Consider the following 22,995-nt stretch of genomic DNA (forward strand, 5'->3'; position numbering starts at 1 on the left):
ACGCAGCGAAGCAGCCGATGACACCCGACCTCGCAAGCCGCTTCCTGGTCGCACTCCTGATCGGGATCCTGGTGGGGATCGAAAGGGAGAAGAAAAGGAACGGCAGCAGCCCCCACCCGATCGGCGGCATCAGAACGCATGCCTTGCTGGCCCTGGCCGGTGCTGCTTCGGCCTGGCTGGGTGGCGAACTGCAGAATCCCTGGCTCTTCGTCGTCGTGCTGGCCTCGGTGAGCGCCATGGCGATAGCCAGCCACCTGCCGGGCAGCCGGGAGGTGGCGCAGCCGGATCGCACGCCGACCCTGACCAGCGAGATCGCCGCCATCGCCGTGGTCCTGCTTGGCGGCATGGCCGCGACGGGCAGCCGGGAGCTGGCCGTCGCGCTGGCCGTCACCCTGTCGGCGGTGCTCGCCTTCAAGCAGCCCCTGCACGCCTGGGTGGCGCGCATCGGCCTCGATGACCTCCTGGCGGGCATCAAGCTGCTGATCGCCTCGGTCATCGTGCTCCCCCTGGTGCCCAATGAGACGGTGGATCCCTGGCAGGCCCTCAACCCCTACCAGCTGTGGCTGCTGGTGGTCCTGATCTCGGCGCTGTCGCTGGCCGGCTATGTCGGCATGCGCTGGCTGGGGCCGGCTCGCGGGGCCGCCGTGACCGGTCTCGCCGGGGGGCTGGTTTCGTCCACGGCCACCACGCTGAACTTTGCGCGCGACAGCCGCAAGCCGGGCCTCGCCAGCAACGGCAGCACCTTCGCCGCCGGCATCCTGTGTGCATGGTCGGTCATGTTCCTGCGCGTGCTGACGATAGTCGCCCTCCTCAACCGGCAGCTATTGAGCGCCCTGTGGCCGCCGCTGCTGCTCATGGGCTGCATCGCCGGCGCCCTGGCGTTCCGGCATTACCTGGCGGGCAGCCAGGCCGCAGCGGCCTCCGCCGAGCCCTCCACTCCGCTGAAAAACCCGTTCAGCCTGAGCGCGGCGGTTCGTTTCGGCGCGTTGTTCGCCGTCGTCTTGGTGCTGGTGAAGCTCGCCCAGCAGCATTTCCCGAGCGGCGGCCTGTTGGCGATCTCGGCACTCGCGGGCGCCGCGGACGTCGATGCCATCGCCCTTTCACTGAGCGGCCCGACCGGCCATCAGGCAGCGCCGACGGCAACAGCGGCGTGGGCGCTGCTGGCGGCCCTGCTTGCCAACACCGCGGTGAAGACCGCGATGGTGATGCTGGTGGCTCGGGGCTCGGTCCGACGCAAGGTCGTCCTCGCGGGTGTCCTCATCGCCGCGGCCGGCACGGCCGCTTTGTGGGCCGGGCTCTGAACCTCGCACGCACGGGCGAAGTGGGCCGGTGGGAGACCTTCACGCTGGCCATGAGGGCTTGAACGCCTGCGGTCCGGCCCGCGTGAATAAGGCCGCGGCGGGCCCCTCAGCCCCGCAGCCGGGCGCGCAGCACCGCGATCTCGTCGATCAGCTCCAGCGCCAGCGCGACGCCGGGCACATTGACGTGCAGGTCCTGCGCCAGGCGCGAGGCAACGCGTGCCCGGGCCAGGGATGCGCCCGTGAAGCACCAGCTCTGCGGCCCCGCCCCGGCCGGCGTCAGCACGCCTTCGTCGACCAGTGCCTCGATGAAGCCCATTTCGCAGGCACAGGCCGCGCTCAGCTCCGCGAGCGACAGCCCGAGGTCTCGTTCCACGACGATGACCGCACAGGTGGCGGCAGCCCCACCGGATTCCTGGGTGTCCATGGCTACTCCTATGCGATGTTGCGGGGGTCAAAGCCGCTGAAGGCCTGGGCCAGGTTGCGCCAGGCTTCCTCGTCAACCACGGACATGACTGGCGGCAGCACGATGCCCAGCACGGCGAAGAGGTCGCCCGCCGGCGGGCCGGGCAGGCCCCTGCCGCCCAGGCGCAGCTGGCGGCCCTGGGCGCTGCCACGGGGCACCTTGAGCGCGACCGGGCCTGTGGGCGTGTTCACACGCACCTCGGCACCCAGCGCGGCCTCCCAGGGCGCCAGCGGCAGATCGAAGAAGACGTCTCGACCCGACACGCGATAACGCGCATGCGGCGCGACATCGACTTCGAGGTAGAGGTCGCCCGGTGGCCCTCCGCCGATGCCCGGCATGCCCTGACCCTGCAAACGCAGGTGCTGGCCGGGCAGCGTGCCCTTGGGAATCTGCAACTCGATCCTGCGCTCCGCCAGCGTCACGCGGCCATGACCGTCCAGCACCGGCGCCCGCAGCGACAGGCTGCGCGTCGCGCCGCGGTAGAGGTCTTCCAGTTCGACCGCGACGCGGGCATGGTGGTCTTCGCCGCGCCGCTGGCCCGCCGGACGCGCCCCTCGTCGAGCAGCACCGAACAATGCGTGGAAGAAGTCGCTGTGATCGTCCCAGGCCCCGTCGCCCGGAGCTGCGCCGCGGAACTCGAAGCCAGCGTCCCAGTCGGGAGGCGGCGACGCGCCCTGCCCTGCCGCCCGTCGGCGCGCCAGGTCCTGGCGCAGGGCATCGTATGCGGCCCGCTTCTCGGGATCTTTCAACACCTCATAGGCCTCGGCGACCTCCTTGAAGCGGGCCTCGGCGCCCGCCTCCTTGCTGACGTCGGGGTGGTATTTGCGCGCCAGCTTGCGATAGGCCTTCTTGACCTCGTCGGCCGACGCCCCTGGGTCAAGGCCCAGTGTGGCGTAGTAGTCCTTGTAGTCCATGCGCTGTCCGTGGCATTGCCCGACTTGACAAGCCTCGACGCTAGCTTCGGCGCCTGCGACACCGTTTGCTTCAAATCAACGCAGCGCCCTGTCGCGACAGGTGATCAGCCGAGTCACGGCAGCGGCCCGCGCTGCGCGCCGGCAACAGAGCTGATCGATGCAATGGCATGTGTCGCTTCGATGCGGCTCACGGCGTCTCTGTGACCCGGCTGAGACTGACGGTTGACACTCTGTTCCAGACCGCTCCAGACCCGTGACACGCCCTGTTCGGGCAACGACTAAGTTTGCTGCATGGGACGCCAATCAAGGAGCTGTGATGAACACCTCAACGCCCACGACTCGCCACGAATGGCCATTCGAACTGCGCTTTCGTTCCCTGTTCATTGAAGGAAGAGGCTACGCCTTTCCCTGTGACCCGCAGGGCAAGGTCGTACTGGATTCCATGAGCGAGCCGGCGCGCTGCAACTACCTGTATGCCCGTGCCATGGTGGGCCGCGAGTTCGACCTGCCAGTGGTGACGAGTCACTAGCCCCCTCACCAGCCAGGGCGAGGCCTCGGCACGCGTGATGTTGCTGTCGGAGTAGGTGAACGGCCTGCGCATGGGAACTTGTCGTCGACATCAGCAAGCGCACCTTGGCGAATGTCAGGTGCTTCCGCGCTGCAAGCGCCTTCAGTCCGGCGCCGGCTCGTCGCGATCCAGCCCGTCCTCGCCGTAGCGGTTGGCGGCGTTCCACAGCATCCAGCCGTCGGTGCCCACCGCCTCGGCGGCGTCGATCTGCAGGCGGATCTCACGCTCGCCGAAGGCGCGGCGGTCGAAGGCATAGTCGCGGAAGGCCTGCAGCCACGGCCTCAATCGGACACCGGGCAGCCCGGTGCGGTCGATGGCGCGCTGCAGGCTCTTGCGCACGATCTCGTAGGGCGCGGCCACCGGATCGCGGTGACCGGGAATGCCGAAGCTGAAGCCGGACGGATAGAGCATGGGCGACAGATAGTCCACATGGGCCGCCATGGCCTCCAGCTGCTGGCCGATGTGGGTGTCGTTGCTGTTCCAGGCCACATAGCCGAAGACATCGGCGGCGATGAAGACGTTGTGGCGCGCCAGGCGCTCGCGGGCGGCGTCCAGGAAGCCGGTGATGGCGGCGATGCGGCCCTCCTCGCTGTCGGGCTCGGCGAACACGAGACCGGTGGCGTCGGGAAAGCGCAGGTAGTCGAACTGGATCTCGTCGAAGCCGAGCCGCGCGGCCTCCTCGGCCAGCGCCAGGCTGCGCTCCCAGGCCTCGCGTCGGAAGGGGTCGATCCAGGCCAGGCCCTCGCGGTCCTTCCAGACCTTGCCGAGCGCGTCGTGCACGGCCCAGGTCGGATGGGCCATCGCGTAGGGCTCGTCCTTGAAGGTGACGATGCGGGCGATCAGGTACAGGCCCCTGGCGCGCAAATCACCCAGCAGGGCCGGCATGTCGCGCACGGTGACCAGGGTCTGCGGCAGCCCCGCGGCGGCCAGGGCGGCGCTGGGGTGGGGGACGAGTCCGCGATCACCCTTGATGTCGATGACCAGGGCGTTGAGCTCGGTCTCGGCGATGAGCTTGAGCGCGTCACCGCGCAGCTGGGCGCTGCCGATGCCATAGACCGACAGATAGAGGGCCTTGGGCCGCAGCGGCCGCAGCGCCACCACCAGCGGCTGGGCCGGCGCCGCCTGCCCGGCGTAGCGGGCATAGCCGTGTGCGCGGGCCTTCAGCGGCGTGCCCGGCGCGCCGGCGTCGAAGCGCCCCTGCGCATCGCTGCGGCGCACCTCGGTGCCGACGACGAGGGTCGCCAGGGGCACCGGCCGGCCCGTGTCCGCGTCCAGGACCACCCCGTCCACCGCCCAGGCCGGCGACGCCACCATGCAAAGCGCGAGGACCCAGCGGCGCCAGAGGCTCATGGCGCCGCCTTGTCGCCAAAGGCTGCTTCCAGCCGGGCGGCCAGCTGGCGCAGGTTGACGCTGTCCACGACCAGATGTCGTGGCACGGTGAACGGCGGGTCGGCGGCGGTGGCCGAGCGGTTGCCGAGCGAGAAGGCGGCCAGGTAGCCGGCCTCGGCCGCCTGCCGGGCCAGGGCGTCGTCGCTTTGGCCGAAGGGCCAGGCGAGAAGCGTCACGGGGCGGCCGAGCTGCTGCTCCAGCGTGTCGCGCGAGCGCGTGAGCTGGTCGCCAGCAAAGCGCTGGAAGGCGGCTGGCGTCATGCGCTCGCGCTCGCGCAGCAGGTCGGGATGCCAGTAGGTGTGCGACTGCACGGAGACCCGCGTGTCGGCCGCCAGCTCGCGCAGCTGCGCCCACGTCATGGCATAGGCCGCGTTGGAGATCGCCGATGGGTAGATGAACAGCGTCACGGGCCAGCCCCGCTCGCGCAGGCGCGGCGCCATCACCTCGAACTGGGAGCGGTGGCCATCGTCCGCCGTCAGCACGACGGCGCGGGGCGGCAGCGGGAGGTCCTCTCCCTTCGCTTTGGCGAGACGCCAGGCGACCCAGGTCGAAAGCGGGATCACCTGGCAGGACAGGCTTTGCAGCAGGCCCAGCTGGGCCTCGAAGTGGGCGATGCGCACCGTCATGCTGTCCTGGACGGCGCTCGCAAAGCGATGGAAGGCGAGGATGGGCACGCGGGGACGCTGCAGGGGAGGCTCGCCGCGCCCGAGTGCCGGCCCGCAGGCCAGGCTGCACACCAGTGCACGGCGCAAGCGGTCCGGCGCTGGCGCCAGCTTGTTCTCGAGCATGCTTCCCTCCGAAGCGAGATCGCCATGAGACCACCGGCAGGGGGCTGCAAGGCTTGACGGACGTCAAGCCGGACTCAGCCCTGCCGCATGCGCCGGCTCATTGCCGTCCCCACGACCACGGCGACCGCCACTGCGGCGACGGCCATCAGGAGTTCACCCGCGGCCGGCACGCCGAAATGCAGCAGCCCGCGCGGGCCGGGCAGAGCGATGGCCAGGGCCAGGGCGGCGGTGGCGACCGTGGCCACCGCCCAGAAGGCACGCGCGCTGGGGTCGAGCAGGGCGCGCAGGCCATTGCCGGCGGAGGTGTTGGCCGCGACGAGCAGCAGATTGCCCACGGTCAGGCCCGCCACGGCGAGGGTGCGTGCGACGTCGGCGTCCCGGCCAGCCTGCAGTGCAGCCACGTACAGCCCCAGCGTTGCGACCAGCAGGCAGCCGCCTTGCGCCAACCCCTGCCACAGCATGGCCCAGCCGACGATGCCGTCGTCGCCGCGCCGCGGCGGCCGGCGCATGATGCCCGGCGCCTCGGGCGCGCCCTCGAAGGCCAGGGAGCAGGCCGGGTCGATGACCATCTCGGTCAGCACGACGTGGGCGGGCAGCATCAGCGGCGGCAGGCCCAACAGCAGCGGCAGCAGCGCGAGGCCCGCGACCGGCACGTGGATGGCCGTGATGTAGACCATGACCTTGCGCAGGTTGTCGAAGATGCGCCGGCCCATGCGCACGCCGCCGACGATGCGGCCGAAGTCCTCGTCGAGCAGGATGAGACCGGCGGCCTCGCGGGCGACGTCGGTGCCTCGCGCGCCCATGGCGATGCCGATGTGCGCGGCCTTCAGTGCGGGCGCGTCGTTGACGCCGTCGCCCGTCATGGCCACGGTCTCGCCATTGCGGCGCAGCGCCTGCACCAGCTTGAGCTTTTGCTGCGGCATGACGCGGGCGAACACGCGCACGCGCCGCACGGCGTCGGCCAGGGCGTCCTCGCCCAGCGCCTCGACCTCGGCACCGGTCAACGCGCCGGCCTGCACATCGATGCCCGCCTGGCGGGCGATGGCGAGGGCCGTGGCCGCGTGGTCGCCCGTGATCATCACCACCGCGATACCGGCCTCACGGGCCTGGACGATGGCCGCGGGCACGCTCGCCCGCAGCGGATCCTCGAAGGCGACGAAGCCCAGCAAGTTGAAATCATGGTCGTGCTGCCGCGGGAGCGGGCCGCCGCCTGGCGCGCAGCCTTCGGCCACCGCCAGCACGCGCAGCCCCTGCGCCGCCAGCTCCCGCACCCGGGCCAGCTGGGCCGCGGTGCCCGGCTCGTCCAGGTGACAGAGGTCGAACACGGCCTCGGGCGCGCCCTTGGCCGCGACGCGACGCCGGCCATCGGCGTCCGTCCATTCGTGCGACATCGCGAGCAGCTCGGCGCTGAGCGGGAACTCGTGCGTCAGCCGCCAGTCGGGATGCAGATGCTCGGTGTCGGCCAGCGCCGCGTCGCCGTGGGCGAGCAGGGCCCGGTCCAACGGGTCGATGCTGCCGCGGCGCGAGGCCAGCATGGCGAACTCCAGCAAGCGGTGCACGGCTTCCGGCATGGGGGCACCGGGCTCGACGACGATGTCGGCGCTCGCGGTGACGAGGCGGCGCAGCTGCATGCGGTTCTCGGTGAGCGTGCCCGTCTTGTCGACGCACAGCACGGTGGCCGCCCCGAGCGCCTCGATGACGGCGGGGCGGCGCGACAGCACCTGGATGCGCGCCAGCCGCCAGGCGCCCAGCGAGAGGAAGACGGCCAGGACCATCGGGAACTCCTCCGGCAGCATGGCCATGCCCAGCGCGATGGCCGACAACAGGCCTTGCATCCAGTCGCCATGCAGCAGACCGTAGCCGATCGTGATGGCCGTGCAGGCGGCCAGCGTGGCCACGCCGAAGGCCCGTACCAGGCGGCGCAGGTGGCGCTCCAGTGGCGTGGGCGCCGTCTCGATGCTGGCCAGCGACGCACCGATACGGCCGACCTGCGTTCCCGGCCCCGTGGCCAGCACGCGAACGGCCCCATGGCCGGCGACGGCCAGCGTCCCCGCGTAGACGCAGGACCTGTCGTCGCCGCCGGGTGCGGCCATGGCCTCCCGACCCGCTTGCGAGGCCTGCTTGCGCACCGGCAGCGACTCGCCGGTCAGCAAGGATTCGTCCACCTCCAGGGCCGCCGCGTCGAGCACGGCGCCATCGGCGGCGACCCGTTCGCCTTCGCCCAGCAGGAAGACGTCGCCCGGCACCAGCTCGCGCGCCGGGATGCGGCGCATCCGCCCATCGCGCACGACGCGCGCCTGCGGCGCCGCCAGCGACCGCAGTGCATCGAGCGCATGCTGGCTGCGCCGCTCCTGGAAGACGACCAGGCCCACGGTGATGACGGCAAAGCCGCCCAGCAGCAGCCCCTCGCCGAGGTCGCCCAGCACCAGATAGACGGTGGCGGCCACGAGCAGCAGCAGGAACATGGGTTCGGTGAGCACGCCGCGCAGCGTGGCCAGCAGGCCGTGACGCTCGCGGTCACGGATCTCGTTGGGCCCGTGAATGGCAAGGCGTCGCCCGGCCTCCTCGTCGCTGAGCCCTGCGGCCGGGCCGGTAGTTTCCGGCGCGTTCATGTCACCGACCCGCCGTCTTGCCGGACAAGGGCGCGGCGCCTTTCCTGATGCATGCAGGCCTCCAGATGCGAATGGCCCATGTGACCACCCCTGCCCGCTCCCGCGCTTGATGGCGGTCAAGGCACCGGCGCCGAACCTTGATCCCCGTCAACACGCCTGCATCGCGAGTGCCGAAGATGGAGGAACTTCCCAGGAGGTTGCATGTTCAACGTCGGCACACTCGACCGCTTCGCGCGGGTCATCATCGGCCTCGCCCTGATCGCGGCGGCCTGGTTCGGCAGCATCGGCGCCTGGGGCTGGATCGGCCTGCTGCCCCTGTTCACCGGCCTCATCGGCTCCTGCCCGGCCTATCTGCCGTTTGGCTTCAACACCTGCTCGATGAAGCCTCGCAAAGGCGGCTGAACCATGTCCGGCACCCATTTCCGCGAGCTGACGCAGGGCATCAGCGCCGATCTCGCGTCGCTGCGCACCGGCACGCCCGACACCATGAAGGCCTTCAACGACCTGGGCCGTGCGGCCCTGGCCGACGGTGCGCTGAGCCGCAAGAGCAAGGAGCTGATCGCGCTGGCCCTCAGCGTGGCCGCGCGCTGCGACGCCTGCATCGGCTTCCACATGCAGACCCTGGTGAAGCTGGGCGCCACCCGCCAGGAAGTCGAGGAGACGCTGGCCGTGGCGACCTATATGGGGGGCGGCCCTTCCCTGATGTACGCGGCCCAGGCGGTCAGCGCCTTCGACGAGTTCTCGCGCCTCTAGCCCACACGGAGCTTCCCCCATGTACAAGCACATCCTGGTCCCCGTGGACGGCAGCCCGACGGCCGACAAGGGGCTGACGGAGGCCATCGCCATGGCCCGGCTGGCCGGCTCGCGGCTGCGCCTGATCCACGTCGTGAACGAGCAGTCCATCGTCATCGGGGCCGAGGGCTTCCCCGACACCACCGCCGAGGTCATCGCGCTGATGCGCGAAGCCGGCGAGGCCATCCTCGCCGCCGCACGCCAGCGTGTCGAGGACGCGGGGCTGCCGGTGGACGTGCTGATGCGCGAAGTCTTCGGCAGCCGCATCGGCGACTCGGTGCTGGACGAGGCCGCCCACTGGCCGGCCGACCTGATCGTGATCGGCACCCACGGCCGGCGCGGATTGCGCCGGCTGGTCCTGGGCAGCGATGCCGAGCACATTCTTCGCAGCGCCGCGGTGCCGGTGCTGCTCGTCCGCGGCGACTGAGCCCCGCCTGGCGCGCCCAGGCGGGGCGTCAGATCTTGCGCGGGCGCACGCGCGCCCCGTCCGCCACGGCGGCAGCCGGATAGAGGATGACGGACGTGCCCGCCGCCGGAAGCTGGCGCGCCCACGCATGGGTGCTGCTGCGCGCCGCCACGTCGACCGGCTGCAGCCTGGCGCGCTGGCCGTCCAGTACAAAGACCGCCATGCCGGGCGCGTCGCTGCGCGGGAAGACCGCCGCCAGCGGCACCTGCAGCGCACGGCCCTCGGACAGCACGACGATGCGCACGCCGACACGGTAGGCGTCTCCCAGCGTGCGCCACTGCTCGGCCGGGCTGGCGAGGTCGATCAGCACCCTCACCCGCTGCTCCTCCACGCCCAGGGCCGAGACCTTGGTGAACGCCCCCGGCTCGACGAGGCGGACCCGCCCCCGCAACTCGCCGGCGCCGCCCCAGCGCTCGACGTGCACCGCCTGGCCGACCTTCAGCTTCACCGCCTCGGTCGTCAGCAGCTCGGCCACCACCTCCATGTGCGCGGTGTCGCCCAGCTCCAGCAGGGGCGTTCCCAGCGGCACGCTGGCCTCGCTGGCCTGCACCACGCGCAGCACGCGGCACGCGACCGGCGCGCGCAGCGCGAAGGCCGGGCTGCCGCCCCGCTGCGCGGCGCCCAGTGCCGCGCGGGCCTGCTCGACCTCGTGCATGGCCACATGCTGCTCCGCGGCGGCGGCCTCATGGTCCTTCTGCGCGGCCATCAGCCCGAGGCGATCGGCCTCCAGCTTGGTCGCGGCGACAAAGCCCTGGCGTGCCAGCTCCTCGCTGCGTTGGGCCTCGTTGCGGGCCTGCAGGACGGCCACCTTGGCGCCCTCCAGCCGGGCCGCGGCGCGCTCCACACCCGCCTGCGCGGCCTCGATGCGGGCGCGCAGCTCGCGCAGGCTGCGCTCATCCAGCAGCGGCGACAGCGCCGGCGTCAGCGTGGCGACGACGTCCCCCGCCGCCACCGTGTCGCCCTCGCGCAGCACGATGCGGTCCAGCCGTCCGGCCAGCGGCGCCGACACGACGTAGCGGTCGCGCAGCCGCGTGCGCGCATCTTCATCCACCGTCGCCTCGAACGGCCCTTCGGTGACGGTGGCGACTTCCACCTCCAGGGGCCGTGGCGCAAACGCCCAGGCGATGGCCAGCACGGCGGCGAGGGTGATGCCGGCGACGGCCAGCCGGGTCGAGGTCTTCATGTTCATTCCCTGGTCTTGAGGACGGCCACCATGTCGAGCCGGTCGATGCGGCGGCGCACGACGGCCCCGCTGGCGATGCCGGCCGCGACGACGCACAGCGCCGCCCACGCATAGGTGCGCGCGCGGATGACGACCGGAAAGAAGAACTGGTCCGACTTCAGCAGCTCGGAGATGGCGTGGATCAGCGCCCAGCCAAGCAGCATGCCCAGCGGCAGCGCGACGGCGATGGTGATGGCCATCTCGCCCAGCAGCATGGCCGACACCTCGGCGCGCGTGAAGCCCAGCACCCGCAGGCTGGCCAGCTCCCAGCCGCGCTCGGCCAGCACAATGCGGGCGTTGTTGTAGACCACGCCCACTGCGATGACGCTGGCGAACACCGTCAGGATGCTGCTCATGATGCGTACATTGCGCGCGCTGATCTCCTGCATATTGCGCACCATGGTGGCCTTGCTGAAGGCGCCGGCCACGCGCGGCAGGCCCTGGGTGGCCGCCAGCACCTCGGCCTCGCGGCCGCGCTGGACGGCCAGCACATGGCCGCCGCCGAGGTCGCCGTCGCCGAGGGCCTGGTTCAGCGCGTTGCGGTCGATGTAGGCGTTCAGGCCCATCATGTCGCGCACCGTGCCACCGACCTCCAGCGCCACGCGGCGCGGCTCGCCCTCCAGCACCTCGATCCAGACGCGGTCGCCCGGCCTGACGCCGAGCTTGGCCGCCAGCCGGTCGGTCAGCAGCAGGCCGCGGCCCTCGAGCGGGATCTGGCGGTTGTCGACGTCGATGACGCGGTAGAGCTCCGGCCGCGGCGCGAAGCCCCGCACCAGCACGCGCTCGCGCCGGTGGCCAAAGCTCATCTCCACCGGCACGAAGCGCGTCGTCTCCACGCCCTGGACGCCGGGCAGCCGGGCCAGGGCCAGGCGCGCGCTGGCGGCATCGCACGGCTCGGCGGTCCAGACGGTCAGGTCGCCGCGCAGCGACAGCGTGAACTGCGTGTCGATGATGGCCTCCATCGCATCGCGGAAGTAGTTGCCCAGGATGGTGATGGCCACCGCCGCGGCCACGCCGCCGATGGCGAGCGCCGCGCGCAGCGGCCGGCGCTCCATGTTGCGCACCGTCATGCGCAGGGCCGGGCCCATGGCCTGCACGCCCAGGCGCTCCAGCAGGGTGCGGCGGTAGCGGCCGGGCGCGGGCGGGCGCATGGCCTCGGCGGGCGCCAGGCGCACCGTCGCCAGGATGGCGCTCAGCGTGCCGAGCACGGCCGTGCCGATCGTGATCGCGGCGCTGATGAGCACCAGCGGCGCGGCCAGGCGGTGCTCGAAGCGCGGGAAATGGAAGAACTCGGCATACAGCCCGGTCAACGCGCTGCCCAGCCGGTCACCCAGCCCCAGCCCGAGCGCCAGTCCCAGCGCCACGATGGCCAGCACCAGCTTGAGGTAATGGGCGGCGATGCTCGCATTCGAATAGCCCAGCGCCTTCAGTGCGGCGATCTGCTCGCGCTGCGTGCCGACGAGGCGTGTCACGACGACATTGAGCAGGAAGGCGGCCACACCCAGGAAGATGGCTGGCAGCACCGTGCCCAGCACGCGCTGCTCCTTGATCTCGTTGTCGAGCATCTGGTGCGACACCTGGTCGTCGCGGGCGTGCACGTCGCGCCCGCCGTAGCGGGCGAGCTGGCGCGCCAGGCCCGCCATGGCGTCGTCGGCCGAGGCACCGGGCGCCAGCTTCACGGCGATGCGGTTGAAGGCGCCCTGCATGTCATAGGCCGCGGCCAGGGCGTCGCGGTCCAGCCAGAACACGCCGAAGCCGCGCAGGTCGGGCATGCCCCACAGGCCGGCAAAGATGTACTCGGGCGACAGGGCCGTGCCGACGATGCGCAGGCGGCGCTGCTTGCCGTTGACCAGGGCGTCCACCACGTCGCCGGGGTGCAGGCCGCGGGCCTGGGCGAAGCCCTCGTTGACCAGCGCCGGCAGGGAGCCGTCGGCGCCCGCGTCGCCCAGGGCCTCCAGGCGCTGGCCGGCGCTGACGCTGACAAGGTTCATGCGCGGCGGCTGCCGGCGGTCCAGGCCGATGAGCTGGCCGATGATGGGGTCGGGCAGGCCCGGAATGGAAACCCGCACGGCGGCCTCGACCGTCGTCTGCACGTCGGCCACGCCCGGCACCTCGCGCAGGCTGGCCTCGAGGGCGCGCGGCGCGCGCTTCACGCCGGCGAACAGGTCGGCGAAGCGGCCTTCGGCATAGAAGCGCTCGCGCGCCAGGGCCAGCGAGTCCACCGCCGACAGGCTGGTCACGAAGCCGGCGATGCCGCTGGCCACCACCAGGGCGATGGTCAGCGCCTGGCTCCACATCTGGCGCAGGTCGCGCAGCAGCTTGCGGTCCAGGGCCCGCATCACCAGCTCAGCTCGGAGGGCGACAGCCGCTGCGCATTCACCTCGATGCGCTGGATGCGGCCGTCGCCCAGGTAGATGACACGATCGGCCATGGCCGCGATGGCGGCGTTGTGCGTGATGACGATGGCCGTCGTGCCGATGTCGCGATTGACGCGGGCGATGACCTCGAGCACGAGCTTGCCGGTCTGGTAGTCCAGCGCACCGGTCGGCTCGTCGCACAGCAGCACCTCCGGGCGCTTGACGATGGCGCGCGCGATGGCAACGCGCTGCTGCTCGCCGCCGGACAGCTGCGACGGGAAGTGGTCGCGCCGCGGCGTCAGGCCGACGAGGTCGACCGCCTCGTCGGCGGGCATGGGGTCGCGCGCAATGTCGGTGACCAGGGCGACGTTCTCGCGCACCGTCAGGCTGGGAATGAGGTTGTAGAACTGGAAGACGAAGCCGACATGCTCACGACGGTAGGCCGTCAATGCCGCCTCCCTGGCGCCATGCAGCGCCTGGCCTGCAAACACGACCTCGCCGGTGGTCGGCGTGTCCAGGCCGCCGAGGATGTTGAGCAGCGTGGACTTGCCGCTGCCGGAGGCGCCCAGCAAGACGATGAATTCCCCTGCAGCCACGTCGAGGTCGACGCCGCGCAGGGCCTGCACCTCGATCTCGCCCGTGCGGTAGACCTTGCTCAGGCCACGCGCCCGGAAGAGGGGCGCTCCGCCAGGGCGGGATGGGAGGGGCGCTTGCGTGGCGGTCATGGCGGCGCCATGTTGCGCGAGCGCCAAGCCACGGGGCTTGCGCTGGCTCAACTCCAACGCAGGGCCGCCGCCGCCTTGCGGCACCGCTGCCGAATCAGCAGCGGCTGTTGTTGACCAAGGCCTGCAGGCCCGCCTGGTCGAGGATGCGCAGCTGGCGCTGCTTCACTTCCATCAGCCCGTCATCATGGAACTTGGAGAAGGTCCGGCTGACCGTCTCCAGCTTCAGTCCCAGATAGGTCCCGATTTCCACCCGGGTCATGCGCAACACCAGACTGGACGCGGAGAACCCGCGTGCCTCCAGGCGCTGCGTCAGGTTCAGCAAAAAGGCCGCCAGCCTCTCTTCGGCGCGCATATTCCCCAGCAGCAGCATCACGCCGTGATCGCGCACGATCTCCCGGCTCATGATCTTGTGGAACTGATGCTGCAGCACGGTGAACTCCCGCGACAGGTTTTCCAGCTGCGCATAGGAAATGACGCAGACGGAGGAATCCTCGAGCGCGATCGCGTCGCAGTGATGATGGTCGCTGCTGATGCCATCCAGCCCGAGCAGCTCGCCGGCCATCTGAAAGCCGGTGACCTGCTCCCGGCCGTCTTCGCTGCTGACGCAGGTCTTGAAGAAGCCGGTCCGCACGGCGTAGATCGCCTCGAAATGCTCGCCGTTGCGGAACAGGTGGCCGCCGCGAGGCACGCTGCGGCGCTTGTCGACCAGGCCGTCCAGCCGGGCCAGATCGTTCGCCGTCATGCCCACGGGCAGGCAGAGCTCGCGCAGGTTGCAACTGGCGCAGGCGACCTTCAAGGGCTGGAGGGCCGCCACGGAGGACGCCGCAGACAGGTCCGGAGTCGTCGGCAAGGGCGTCGCGCCCGGCAGGGTCTTCAGCATGAAGTCGATTCTTTGCCCAAAGTCCACCACCCTCCTTGACTTGGATCAAGGCCGGGGTGCACCAGACTCCGCACAGTGAGCAGATGGCCGCCGTATCCGAACGCTCCATTGACATTGACGCCGACCTGCTGCGCCGCCACGACGTGGCGGGCCCACGGTACACCTCCTACCCGACCACCGACCGATTTGTCGAGGCCTACCAGGGCGCCCAGCATCGGCATGCCCTGCGCCAGCGCGGCTCGGCGCAGCCCTTGTCCGTGTATGTGCACATCCCGTTCTGCGAGCAGCTCTGCCACTACTGCGCCTGCAACAAGATCATCACCCGGCATCACGAGCGCAGTGCCCCCTATCTCGCCGCCCTGGCCGCCGAGCTGGACCTGGTGGCCGAGGCGCTGGGGGGAGCGGCACCCGCATCCCAGCTCCATGTCGGCGGGGGTTCTCCCACCTTCCTGTCGGACGGTGAGCTGAGCGAATTGATGGGCCTGCTACAGCGCAGGATCAAGCTGCTGCCCGGCGCCGAGCTGTGCATCGAGGTGGATCCGCGCAACGTGGACCGGCAGCGCCTGGCCCACCTGCGCCGGCTCGGCTTCAACCGCCTGTCCATCGGCGTTCAGGATCTCGAGCCCGCCGTCCAGAAGGCGGTGCACCGGGTGCAGCCGGCTGCACAAGTGAGCAGCGTGGTCGAGCAGGCGCACGAACTGGGGTTCACTTCCATCAACGTCGACCTCATCTACGGCCTGCCGCTTCAGACGCCCGCCAGCTTCGCCCGCACCGTGGCCCAGGTGGCCGCGTGGCGACCCCAGCGCGTGGCGTTCTACCCCTACGCCCATCAGCCGCATCGATTCAAGTCGCAACGGCGCATCGCCGCCGAACTGCTGCCGCCTGCCGGCGACAAGCTGGCCATGCTGTCCGGCGCCATCAGCGCGCTGCTCGGCGAGGGCTATTGCCATATCGGCATGGACCATTTCGCGCTGCCCGACGATCCGCTCGCGGTCGCGAAGCGCCAGGGCCGGCTGCATCGCGGCTTCCAGGGCTACTCGACCCAGTCGGACGCCGACCAGATCGGCCTGGGTGTGTCGGCCATCAGCCGCATCGGTGCGACCTATGCGCAGAACGCCACGGTGCTGACCGAATACGAGGACGCCCTGCGCCAGCGCGTGCTGCCCGTCCAGCGCGGCCTGGCCTTGACGCGCGACGATCTGCTTCGGCGCGCCGTCATCATGGCCTTGTTGTGCCAGGGCCGCGTGGAGTTCGAGTCCCTGGCCGCCTCCTATCTCGTGGACGTGCCGCGCCACTTCGCGATGGAGATGGAAAAGCTGCAGCAGATGGCGGCCCAGGGACTGGTGGCCCTGGAGCCGGGAGCCATCCAGGTCACTCCGCTGGGGTGGTATTTCGTCCGCTCCATCGCGATGGTGTTCGACCGCTATCTGCAGGCCGACGCGAGCCGGGAACGCTTCTCGAGGATCATCTAGGGCCTGTTGACACTGCGGCAACGCGCCGCCAAGGCCCGCCGATGCCTCCCGGCATCGGCAGCGGGGACGGGGAATCGACCCCGTCCGTGAAGGATCAGAGACGCCAGCCCAGGCCGACGCTGGCCAAGGTCGGGTTGACCTTGAACTTGCCGGCTTCCGCGCCGCTCGAGTAGATGGTCGTGCCCAGGTTGACCCGCTTCACGTCGAAGTTGAGGTAGATGTTCTTGGCGACCTCGATGTCAGCGCCCGCCTGCCAGGCCAGGCCCCAGCTGTTGCGCTTGATGCTGGGATGCAGCGCGGCTTGCACGGCGGGCGAGAACTTCACGCTGGAGAAGTTGGTGTAGTTGACGCCGGCGCCGACATAGGGGCGGACGGTGCCGGTGGGATTGAAGTGGTACTGCAGCGTCAATGTCGGCGGCAGGTGCTTGAGCGAGCCGATCTCGCTGCCATTGGAATAGACGGTCTGCTTTTGCGGATAGGTCAGGATCAGCTCGGCCGCGACATTGGGCGCCAGGAAATAGCTGAAATCGACTTCCGGAAAGGTCTTGTTGTTGATCGACAGGCCCAGGCCCGTGCTGTCCTTGTTGGCCGAATCCAGGTGCAGGGCGCGCACGCGCACGAGCAGCGGCCCTTCGTCAGCGAAAGTGGCCTGCATGCTGACGGCAGCGGCAGCGGCGACAACAAGGCGGACGGCGAAAGTGAGCTTCATCAATGACTCCGGTTGCTGGGAAAAATCCCGATGGAGACATTGCAAGCGCCGACACGCCCAGGCAATTTGAGGCAGCACAAACTCCTTTGGCCCGGCTCGACGCAAGCGCGGCAGGTCTTGCGTTGGATCAAACACAGCGGCTTTTCCTGATGCGCCGGAACAACCCGGCCTTCGCGGCATCCGCTTGATCAAGCGCAAGTCCTCGACGCGGCTGTCCACCTAGCCTTCCGGTCACCGGGCCACGGCTCGCTCATCGGAGGCAATCATGGCCACCAACGCCGCAACGGCAGACCGCGCAATTCGCATCCTCATGGGCATCGGGCTCGCTGGCGCCGCGGCTTTCGGCCTGGTCGGCTGCCGCCCGGTCCACCGCATCGCCGGGCTGCGCTGATGAACGCCACCGACAGTCCCCGCATCCGCTTCCTCGGTGCCACCGGCACGGTCACCGGCTCGCGCCATCTCGTCGAATACGCGGGCCGGCGCGTGCTCGTGGATTGCGGGATGTTCCAGGGGCTGAAGCAGCTGCGCCTGCGCAACTGGGCGCCCTTCCCGGTGCCGGCATCGTCCATCGACGCCGTCGTGCTCACCCATGCCCACATTGACCACAGCGGCTTCCTGCCCCGCCTCGTGCAACAGGGCTTTCGCGGCACCATCCACGCCACGCCCGGGACCGCCGATCTGATCGCCATCCTGCTGCCCGACTCCGGCCGGCTGCAGGAAGAGGACGCCCGCTACGCCAATCGCCATGGCTTCAGCAAGCATTCACCGGCCCTGCCGCTGTACACCGAAGCCCAGGCCCTGCACTGCCTGAAGCAGGTGCGCCGGCACGCCTTCGGCCAGGGCTTCGAGCCCATCCCCGGCCTCAAGGCGGCGTTCAGCCATGCCGGCCACATCATCGGCGCCGCCAGCGTCCACCTCGACTCGCCCGAAGGCTCCATCACCTTCTCCGGCGACCTTGGCCGCGACGACGACCCGGTCATGCAACCGCCGGCTGCGGCAGCCGGCGCCGATATCGTCGTCGTCGAGTCCACCTATGGCGATCGCCGGCACTCCGAAGCCCCCAGCGCCGACGCCCTCTGCGACGTCATCGCCCGCACGGCGGCGCGTGGCGGCACGACATTGATCCCCGCCTTCGCCGTCGGCCGCGCGCAGGCCATCCTGCACGCCATCCTGAGTCTCAAGGCGGCCGGTCGCATTCCCGACCTGCCGATCTATCTGAACAGCCCGATGGCGACCCAGGTCACCCGCCTCGTGCATTCCCATGCCGACGAGCACCGGCTGACCGAGCCCGAACGCCGCGATCTCGTCGAGAAGGTCCGCTATGTGCGCACCGAGGACGAATCCCGCGCTCTCAACCATCCGTCCTATCCCAGCGTCATCGTCGCCGCCAGCGGCATGGCCACGGGCGGGCGCGTGCTGCATCACCTGGAGGCCCTCGCACCCGACCCTCGCAACACCATCGCCTTCGCCGGCTTCCAGGCCGCCGGCACGCGCGGCGCCACGCTGCTGGCGGGCGCCGACAGCATCCGCCTGCACGGCCAATGGGTGCCGGTGCGCGCCGAGGTGGCCGCCATCGAAGGCATGTCCTCGCATGCCGACCAGGCCCAGCTGCTGGCCTGGCTGGGCACGCTGCCGCGCCCGCCGCGCCATGTCTACGTGACCCACGGCGAGCCGCAGGCCGCCGACGCCCTGCGCCAGGCCATCGAGGAGCGCCTGGGCTGGCCGGCCTCGGTCCCCGAATACCTCGACACCACCCCGGAGCTGCCATGCCCCTGATGAAAGCCGCCGTCGTCCGCGCCTATCGCGAGCCCCTCAGCCTGGAGGAGGTCCCGGTGCCGGAAGTACCGGCCGGCCAGATCCTCGTCAAGATGGCCGCCTGCGGCGTCTGCCATACCGACCTGCACGCCGCCGACGGCGACTGGCCCGTCAAGCCGCCCCTGCCCTTCATTCCCGGCCACGAGGGCGTCGGCCATGTCGCCGCCGTGGGCGCGGGCGTGAAGGGCATCCGCGAGGGCGACCGCGTCGGCGTGCCCTGGCTGCACACGGCCTGCGGCCATTGCGAGCACTGCATGACGGGCTGGGAGACGCTCTGCGATCACCAGCAGATGACGGGCTACACCGTCAACGGCGGCTTTGCCGAATACGTGCTGGCCGACCCCGGCTATGTGGGCCATCTGCCCGCTGGCCTGTCCTTCGAATCGCTGGCCCCCATCCTGTGCGCCGGCGTGACGGTCTACAAGGGGCTCAAGGTGCTGGACGCCCGGCCGGGGCAGTGGGTGGCCATCGTCGGCGTCGGTGGCCTGGGCCACCTGGCCGTGCAGTACGCCCGCGCCATGGGCTTTCACGTCGTGGCGGTCGACATCGACACGGCCCGGCTGCAGCTGGCCAGGCAGCTGGGGGCCGAACTCTGCGTGAACTCGGCCGAGGAGGATCCCGTCGCGGTGCTGCAGCGCGAACTGCGCGGCGTGCACGGCGCCCTGGTGACTGCGGTGTCGCGCGAGTCCTTCGGCCAGTCGCTGGGCATGCTGCACAAGCGCGGCACCATGTCCATGGTCGGCCTGCCGCCCGGTGACTTCGCGCTGCCGATCTTCGACGTCGTCCTCAACGCCAAGACCGTGCGCGGCTCCATCGTGGGCACGCGGCAGGACCTCAACGAGGCGCTGCAGTTTGCCGCCGACGGCGTGGTGCATGCCAGCACCACCACGCACCGCCTGGACGACATCAACCGCATCTTCGACGACCTGCGGCTGGGCCGCATCGACGGGCGCGCGGTCCTCAGCTTCGCCTGACCCCCACTACGCCCCAATACGGAGATCCGCAATGACCTATCGCAGCATCCTCGTCGCCCTCGACGCGACGCCCGCCAATGGTGCCCGCACCGCCATCGCCATCGCGCTGGCCCGCCAGTTCGACGCGCATCTGATCGGGTTGGCGCCGACGGCCGTCCTGGACGCCCAGGTGATGCAGACCGCAGCCGCCATGGCTGACGCCGCGGCCGCCGCCAGCGAACGCCTGCTGGACGAGGCCATGGCCATCGCGCAGGCCTTCCGCAAGCGCTGCACCTCGGAAGCCCTGCCGTCCTTCGAAGCGCTGGCCGACCCCTCCCCCGCATCGACCTCGCTCGTGCTGCGCGCCCAATGTGCCGACCTGCTGATCATGAGCCAGCCCGATCCGTCGCTGCCCGGCCACCGCCTGCAGGCGGCCGAGCTCGAGGAGGTGCTGCTGTCCTGCGCCAAGCCCGTGCTGCTGATCCCCTACACCCACAGGGAGCCGGTGGGAACGCGGCGCGTGCTGGTGGCCTGGGACGGCAGCCCGGAATCGGTGCGCGCCATGACCGATGCCCTGCCCCTGCTGCGCCGCGCCGCGCAGGTCACGCTGATGCACTGGCGCCGTGAAGCGCAAGGCAGCGCCCCGCTCGCGCATCTGGCCGGCATCCGGCAATGGCTGGCCTTCCAGGGCGTCGATGCCGAAGTGCGCGACGAGGTGACGACGCTGGCCTTCGGCGACGCGCTGCTCAACGCGGCATCCGACACCGGCGCGGACCTCATCGTCATGGGCGCCTACGGCCATGCCCGCTGGACCGAGCGGCTGTTCGGCGGCGTCTCCCGCACATTGCTGGCGTCCATGACCGCGCCGGTGCTGATGTCCCACTGAACCAGGCGCTTCATGACGCAACGCCATCTCGACCGCCTGCTCGCGCCCGAGTCCGTGGCCGTCTTCGGCGCCTCGGACAAGCCGGGGCGCGTCGGCACCACCGTCTGGCGCAATCTCGTTGCCGGCGGCTTCAAGGGCGCACTGGCCCCCGTGAACCCGCGTCTGCCGGAACTCGACGGCGCGCGCTGCTTCGGCGACGTCGCCGGCCTGCCCTTCGTGCCGGAACTGGCCGTGCTGTGCACGCCACCGGACACCATCGCGCCGCTGATCGGGCAGCTCGGCGCCCTCGGCACGCGGGCGGCCATCATCGTGACCGCCGGCCTCACGATGCAGCAAAAGCAGGCCGCGCTGGACGCCGCGCGGCCGCACACGCTGCGGCTGCTGGGGCCCAACTGCATCGGCCTGCTGAGCCCTCATCTGGGCCTGAACGCCAGCTTCACCCAGGCCAGCGCCCTGCCTGGCGAGCTGGCGCTGGTGTCACAGTCCGGCGCCTTGCTGACCGCCCTGCTGGACTGGGCGAACGCCGAACAGATCGGCTTCTCCCACCTGATCTCCCTGGGCGAGCACATGGACGTCGATTTCGGCGACCTGCTGGACCACCTGGCGACGGACCGGCGCACGCGCGCCATCCTGCTCTATATCGAATCCATCAACTCGCCGCGCAAGTTCATGTCGGCGGCGCGCGCGGCGGCGCGGGCCAAACCCGTCATCGTCGTGAAGGCCGGCCGCGCACCGGCCGGCATGCAGGCGGCCGCCTCGCATACCGGGGCGATGGCCGGCGAGGACTTCGTCTTCGACGCCGCCATACGCCGCGCCGGCATGCTGCGCGTGGACACGCTGCAAGATCTCTTCATCGCCGCGCAGACGCTGGCGCGCTTTCGCGACAACCACAGCCGCGAGCTGATGGTGATGACCAATGGCGGCGGTGCCGGCGTGATGGTGGCCGATGCGGCCTCCTCGCTGGGTGTGCCGCTGGCACGGCCGAGTCCGGCGCTGATGCAGCGGCTCAACGCGGTGCTGCCGGCCAGCTGGTCTCACGGCAACCCCATCGACATCATTGGCGACGCGCCGGCACAGCGCTATGTGGACACGCTCAAGGCCTTGTTCGACGCCCCCGAGGCCGGCGCCGTGCTGTTCGTGCATGCGCCGACGGCCATCGTGCCGAGCGAGGCCATCGCCCGCGCCTGCGCCCCGCTGATGGCCGAGCACAGCGGCCGCGTGCTGAGCTGCTGGATGGGCGGCCACAGCGTCGCGCCGGCGCGCCGCGCCTTCGAGGCGGCCGGCATCGCCGGCTACGACACACCCGAGGACGCGGTGCGGGCCTTTGCGCTGATGCAGACCTACCGGCGCAACCAGGCCACGCTGCGCCAGACCCCGAGCGCCAGCACGCGGTCCGAGCCTGACCGCGTCAAGGCCCGCAGCATCATCGACGCTGCGATCGCGGCCGGCAGGGAATGGCTGGACGAGGTCCAGGCCAAGGCATTGCTGGCCACCTACGGCATTCCCGTCGTGCCCACCTTCCGGGTCGACGCGTCGCCCCAGGCTGCTGCCGAGGCGGCTCGCTGCATCGATGGCCCGGTGGCGCTGAAGGTGGTGTCCAGCGCCATCCTGCACAAGTCGGATGCCGGCGGCGTGCGCCTGGACCTGCAGGGCGCGGATGCCGTGCGGGCGGCGGCGCAGGACATGCTGGCCCATCTGCAGCTCACCCGCCCCGAGGCCCTGGTCGAGGGCTTCAGCGTGCAGGCCATGGTGCGGCGTCCCCATGCCCACGAGCTGATCGTGGGCGCCCATGTCGACGCCATCTTCGGCCCGGTGCTGCTGTTCGGCCAGGGCGGCATTGCCACGGAAGTGCTGGGCGACCGGGCCGTGGCATTGCCGCCGCTGAATCGCACGCTGGCGCGCGAACTGGTGGAGCGCACCCGCGTGGCGCGATTGCTGGCGGGCTACCGCGGCCGGCCGCCGGCCCATCTCGATGCGCTGTGCGACACCCTGACCGCGGTCGCGCAGATGCTGGCCGACCTGCCCGAGATGGCCGAGCTGGACATCAACCCGCTGCTGGCCGACGAGCGCGGCGTCGTCGCGCTGGATGCGCGCGTGCGCCTGTCCTCGATGGCGCCCTCGGGGATGGCGCGGTTTGCCGTGCGTCCCTATCCGGCCGAACTGACCCGCACCCTGTACTGGCGGGGCAGCACCCTGGTCATGCGCCCGATCCGGCCCGAGGACGAGGCCCTGCACCGCGAGTTCCTGGAAGCCTGCACGCCTGAAGACCTGCGCATGCGCTTCTTCCAGGCCCCGCACGCGCTGACGCATGACGATCTGGCCCGCATGACGCAGATCGACTATGAGCGCGAGATGGCCCTGGTCATCGTCGATGAGCAGGCGCCGGGCAGCCCCAACACGCTGGGCGTGGCCCGCCTCGTGCGCGACCCCGACAACGTCGATGCCGAGTTCGCCGTGCTCGTGCGCAGCGACCTCAAGGGCCAGGGCCTGGGCCGACTGCTGATGCAGGCCTTGCTGGACTACGCCGCGTCGCGCGGCACCCAGCGCCTCGTCGGCTATGTGCTGCGCGAGAACCGCGCCATGCTGAACCTGCTCAAGCCCATGGGCTTCGACATCCAGCCCGACGGCGCGCAGCCCCCGGAGATCCTCGTCGCGAGCCGCGCCGTGGCGGCTTGATCCGCGC

21 protein-coding genes are annotated in these 22,995 nt (G+C 70.7%); 11 read left to right on the top strand and 10 right to left on the bottom strand.

Going from position 1 to position 22,995, the window contains the following annotated elements; genetic code table 11:
- Positions 1-17 precede the first annotated feature (17 nt).
- Complete coding sequence (locus J2X20_RS14395) at positions 18-1,301, top strand: MgtC/SapB family protein (protein WP_310265917.1); 1,284 nt, start codon at positions 18-20, stop codon at positions 1,299-1,301.
- A 106-nt stretch (positions 1,302-1,407) separates the two neighbouring features.
- On the opposite strand, the gene J2X20_RS14400 is transcribed toward J2X20_RS14395, so the two are convergent.
- Complete coding sequence (locus J2X20_RS14400) at positions 1,408-1,725, bottom strand: chaperone modulator CbpM (protein WP_310265919.1); 318 nt, start codon at positions 1,723-1,725, stop codon at positions 1,408-1,410.
- 8 nt (positions 1,726-1,733) lie between these two features.
- Positions 1,734-2,678, bottom strand: a complete 945-nt coding sequence (locus tag J2X20_RS14405) for a DnaJ C-terminal domain-containing protein (protein ID WP_310265920.1) — start codon at positions 2,676-2,678, stop codon at positions 1,734-1,736.
- A gap of 316 nt (positions 2,679-2,994) precedes the next feature.
- Between J2X20_RS14405 and J2X20_RS14410 the strand changes: the two genes are divergently transcribed.
- Positions 2,995-3,207, top strand: a complete 213-nt coding sequence (locus tag J2X20_RS14410; protein ID WP_310265921.1) for a hypothetical protein — start codon at positions 2,995-2,997, stop codon at positions 3,205-3,207.
- Positions 3,208-3,348: 141 nt separating this feature from the next.
- Here the strand turns inward: J2X20_RS14410 and J2X20_RS14415 are convergent, their stop codons facing one another.
- The 3 genes from J2X20_RS14415 to J2X20_RS14425 form a co-directional block, all read right to left on the bottom strand.
- The gene (locus tag J2X20_RS14415; RefSeq protein ID WP_310265923.1) at positions 3,349-4,596 is read right to left on the bottom strand and encodes a putative glycoside hydrolase; all 1,248 of its coding nucleotides are present in this window, start codon (positions 4,594-4,596) and stop codon (positions 3,349-3,351) included.
- Positions 4,593-5,423 (bottom strand): polysaccharide deacetylase family protein, encoded by an 831-nt coding sequence (locus J2X20_RS14420; protein ID WP_310265925.1) that lies wholly within the window; start codon positions 5,421-5,423, stop codon positions 4,593-4,595. The genes J2X20_RS14415 and J2X20_RS14420 overlap by 4 nt, the downstream gene beginning before the upstream one ends.
- A 74-nt stretch (positions 5,424-5,497) precedes the next feature.
- Complete coding sequence (locus J2X20_RS14425; RefSeq protein WP_310265927.1) at positions 5,498-8,035, bottom strand: cation-translocating P-type ATPase; 2,538 nt, start codon at positions 8,033-8,035, stop codon at positions 5,498-5,500.
- A 201-nt stretch (positions 8,036-8,236) separates the two neighbouring features.
- Between J2X20_RS14425 and J2X20_RS14430 the strand changes: the two genes are divergently transcribed.
- The 3 genes from J2X20_RS14430 to J2X20_RS14440 are packed head-to-tail and all read left to right on the top strand — an operon-like array spanning position 8,237 to position 9,254.
- The gene (locus J2X20_RS14430) at positions 8,237-8,437 is read left to right on the top strand and encodes a YgaP family membrane protein (protein ID WP_310265928.1); all 201 of its coding nucleotides are present in this window, start codon (positions 8,237-8,239) and stop codon (positions 8,435-8,437) included.
- Between the two features lie 3 nt (positions 8,438-8,440).
- Positions 8,441-8,788 carry a carboxymuconolactone decarboxylase family protein gene (locus J2X20_RS14435; RefSeq protein ID WP_310265929.1) on the top strand — a complete coding sequence of 116 codons (348 nt, stop codon included), beginning with the start codon at positions 8,441-8,443 and terminating at the stop codon, positions 8,786-8,788.
- 19 nt (positions 8,789-8,807) lie between these two features.
- Positions 8,808-9,254: a universal stress protein gene (locus J2X20_RS14440; protein ID WP_310265931.1), complete on the top strand. Its 447-nt coding sequence runs from the start codon at positions 8,808-8,810 to the stop codon at positions 9,252-9,254.
- A 28-nt stretch (positions 9,255-9,282) separates the two neighbouring features.
- On the opposite strand, the gene J2X20_RS14445 is transcribed toward J2X20_RS14440, so the two are convergent.
- From J2X20_RS14445 to J2X20_RS14460, 4 genes are all read right to left on the bottom strand, one after another.
- Entirely contained in the window at positions 9,283-10,476 is a 1,194-nt protein-coding gene (locus J2X20_RS14445) for an efflux RND transporter periplasmic adaptor subunit (RefSeq protein ID WP_310265933.1), read from the bottom strand.
- Positions 10,477-10,478: 2 nt separating this feature from the next.
- Complete coding sequence (locus tag J2X20_RS14450) at positions 10,479-12,854, bottom strand: ABC transporter permease (RefSeq protein ID WP_310267841.1); 2,376 nt, start codon at positions 12,852-12,854, stop codon at positions 10,479-10,481.
- Positions 12,854-13,597 (bottom strand): ABC transporter ATP-binding protein, encoded by a 744-nt coding sequence (locus J2X20_RS14455; RefSeq protein ID WP_310265934.1) that lies wholly within the window; start codon positions 13,595-13,597, stop codon positions 12,854-12,856. Before J2X20_RS14455 ends, J2X20_RS14450 begins: the two co-directional genes overlap by 1 nt.
- Positions 13,598-13,691: 94 nt before the next feature.
- Positions 13,692-14,477 carry a helix-turn-helix domain-containing protein gene (locus J2X20_RS14460; RefSeq protein ID WP_310265936.1) on the bottom strand — a complete coding sequence of 262 codons (786 nt, stop codon included), beginning with the start codon at positions 14,475-14,477 and terminating at the stop codon, positions 13,692-13,694.
- Between the two features lie 83 nt (positions 14,478-14,560).
- Here J2X20_RS14460 and hemN point away from each other — a divergent pair, with 83 nt between their 5' ends.
- Positions 14,561-15,949: an oxygen-independent coproporphyrinogen III oxidase gene (gene hemN, locus J2X20_RS14465; protein ID WP_310265938.1), complete on the top strand. Its 1,389-nt coding sequence runs from the start codon at positions 14,561-14,563 to the stop codon at positions 15,947-15,949.
- A 94-nt stretch (positions 15,950-16,043) separates the two neighbouring features.
- Here the strand turns inward: hemN and J2X20_RS14470 are convergent, their stop codons facing one another.
- The gene (locus tag J2X20_RS14470) at positions 16,044-16,658 is read right to left on the bottom strand and encodes an OmpW/AlkL family protein (RefSeq protein WP_310265941.1); all 615 of its coding nucleotides are present in this window, start codon (positions 16,656-16,658) and stop codon (positions 16,044-16,046) included.
- Positions 16,659-16,923: 265 nt separating this feature from the next.
- On the opposite strand from J2X20_RS14470, the gene J2X20_RS14475 reads away from it, so the two are divergent.
- Genes J2X20_RS14475 through J2X20_RS14495 form a run of 5 tightly spaced genes read left to right on the top strand, consistent with a single transcriptional unit; the run spans position 16,924 to position 22,988 of the window.
- The gene (locus J2X20_RS14475; protein WP_310265943.1) at positions 16,924-17,049 is read left to right on the top strand and encodes a hypothetical protein; all 126 of its coding nucleotides are present in this window, start codon (positions 16,924-16,926) and stop codon (positions 17,047-17,049) included.
- Positions 17,049-18,434 (top strand): MBL fold metallo-hydrolase, encoded by a 1,386-nt coding sequence (locus J2X20_RS14480; RefSeq protein WP_310265944.1) that lies wholly within the window; start codon positions 17,049-17,051, stop codon positions 18,432-18,434. Before J2X20_RS14475 ends, J2X20_RS14480 begins: the two co-directional genes overlap by 1 nt.
- Entirely contained in the window at positions 18,425-19,447 is a 1,023-nt protein-coding gene (gene adhP / locus J2X20_RS14485; RefSeq protein WP_310265946.1) for an alcohol dehydrogenase AdhP, read from the top strand. The genes J2X20_RS14480 and adhP overlap by 10 nt, the downstream gene beginning before the upstream one ends.
- 31 nt (positions 19,448-19,478) lie before the next feature.
- Complete coding sequence (locus J2X20_RS14490; RefSeq protein ID WP_310265948.1) at positions 19,479-20,312, top strand: universal stress protein; 834 nt, start codon at positions 19,479-19,481, stop codon at positions 20,310-20,312.
- Between the two features lie 12 nt (positions 20,313-20,324).
- Complete coding sequence (locus J2X20_RS14495) at positions 20,325-22,988, top strand: bifunctional acetate--CoA ligase family protein/GNAT family N-acetyltransferase (RefSeq protein WP_310265951.1); 2,664 nt, start codon at positions 20,325-20,327, stop codon at positions 22,986-22,988.
- Positions 22,989-22,995 lie beyond the last annotated feature (7 nt).

Source organism: Roseateles saccharophilus (genome assembly GCF_031458095.1).
In the GTDB taxonomy this organism is placed as follows: domain Bacteria; phylum Pseudomonadota; class Gammaproteobacteria; order Burkholderiales; family Burkholderiaceae_C; genus Pelomonas; species Pelomonas saccharophila_A.

Coding starts and splice junctions, on each gene's coding strand:
- adhP (WP_310265946.1), top strand. CDS start 18,425: ATGCCCCTGATGAAAGCCGCCGTCGTCCGCGCCTATCGCGAGCCCCTC.
- J2X20_RS14480 (WP_310265944.1), top strand. CDS start 17,049: ATGAACGCCACCGACAGTCCCCGCATCCGCTTCCTCGGTGCCACCGGC.
- J2X20_RS14410 (WP_310265921.1), top strand. CDS start 2,995: ATGAACACCTCAACGCCCACGACTCGCCACGAATGGCCATTCGAACTG.
- J2X20_RS14435 (WP_310265929.1), top strand. CDS start 8,441: ATGTCCGGCACCCATTTCCGCGAGCTGACGCAGGGCATCAGCGCCGAT.
- J2X20_RS14475 (WP_310265943.1), top strand. CDS start 16,924: ATGGCCACCAACGCCGCAACGGCAGACCGCGCAATTCGCATCCTCATG.
- J2X20_RS14450 (WP_310267841.1), bottom strand. CDS start 12,854: ATGCGGGCCCTGGACCGCAAGCTGCTGCGCGACCTGCGCCAGATGTGG.
- J2X20_RS14470 (WP_310265941.1), bottom strand. CDS start 16,658: ATGAAGCTCACTTTCGCCGTCCGCCTTGTTGTCGCCGCTGCCGCTGCC.
- J2X20_RS14430 (WP_310265928.1), top strand. CDS start 8,237: ATGTTCAACGTCGGCACACTCGACCGCTTCGCGCGGGTCATCATCGGC.
- J2X20_RS14395 (WP_310265917.1), top strand. CDS start 18: ATGACACCCGACCTCGCAAGCCGCTTCCTGGTCGCACTCCTGATCGGG.
- J2X20_RS14495 (WP_310265951.1), top strand. CDS start 20,325: ATGACGCAACGCCATCTCGACCGCCTGCTCGCGCCCGAGTCCGTGGCC.
- J2X20_RS14445 (WP_310265933.1), bottom strand. CDS start 10,476: ATGAAGACCTCGACCCGGCTGGCCGTCGCCGGCATCACCCTCGCCGCC.
- J2X20_RS14425 (WP_310265927.1), bottom strand. CDS start 8,035: ATGAACGCGCCGGAAACTACCGGCCCGGCCGCAGGGCTCAGCGACGAG.
- J2X20_RS14460 (WP_310265936.1), bottom strand. CDS start 14,477: ATGCTGAAGACCCTGCCGGGCGCGACGCCCTTGCCGACGACTCCGGAC.
- J2X20_RS14415 (WP_310265923.1), bottom strand. CDS start 4,596: ATGAGCCTCTGGCGCCGCTGGGTCCTCGCGCTTTGCATGGTGGCGTCG.
- J2X20_RS14490 (WP_310265948.1), top strand. CDS start 19,479: ATGACCTATCGCAGCATCCTCGTCGCCCTCGACGCGACGCCCGCCAAT.
- J2X20_RS14405 (WP_310265920.1), bottom strand. CDS start 2,678: ATGGACTACAAGGACTACTACGCCACACTGGGCCTTGACCCAGGGGCG.
- hemN (WP_310265938.1), top strand. CDS start 14,561: ATGGCCGCCGTATCCGAACGCTCCATTGACATTGACGCCGACCTGCTG.
- J2X20_RS14440 (WP_310265931.1), top strand. CDS start 8,808: ATGTACAAGCACATCCTGGTCCCCGTGGACGGCAGCCCGACGGCCGAC.
- J2X20_RS14420 (WP_310265925.1), bottom strand. CDS start 5,423: ATGCTCGAGAACAAGCTGGCGCCAGCGCCGGACCGCTTGCGCCGTGCA.
- J2X20_RS14455 (WP_310265934.1), bottom strand. CDS start 13,597: ATGACCGCCACGCAAGCGCCCCTCCCATCCCGCCCTGGCGGAGCGCCC.
- J2X20_RS14400 (WP_310265919.1), bottom strand. CDS start 1,725: ATGGACACCCAGGAATCCGGTGGGGCTGCCGCCACCTGTGCGGTCATC.